This is a genomic window from Domibacillus sp. 8LH, from assembly GCF_038806185.1.
Classification (GTDB): domain Bacteria; phylum Bacillota; class Bacilli; order Bacillales; family Domibacillaceae; genus Domibacillus; species Domibacillus indicus_A.
Window position 1 is genome coordinate 1 of the sequence record NZ_JAVJNG010000223.1, and the last position, 256, is coordinate 256.

Annotated in this window: 1 protein-coding gene; it reads right to left on the reverse strand. The window is 69.1% G+C overall.

Features of this window, described 5'->3' with window-relative positions; translation table 11 throughout:
* The coding region (locus RG959_RS24520) for a LysR substrate-binding domain-containing protein (RefSeq protein WP_342799337.1) at positions 1-256 on the reverse strand (256 nt) is incomplete at both ends.

The following is a 256-nucleotide window of genomic DNA, read 5'->3' on the forward strand; positions in this document are numbered from 1 at the left end:
ACACATGCTTGACGCCCGCGCCCTGCAGCCAGTTGACCCACGTGCTGCGATCCTCGTCGTGCACGAGCGGCGCGCGTGCGAGATCGGCCGGCGTGCGGAACGGCCCGTGGCGTTTCAGGAACGACGGGCTGCACATCGGCACCATCGCGCCCGGCAGCAGCCGCTCGCAGCGGTAGCCGGGCCAGTCGCCGGTGCCGAAGCGGATCGACAGGTCCGATGCATCGCTGCGGTAGTTGCGGTGATGTGCATACAGCAC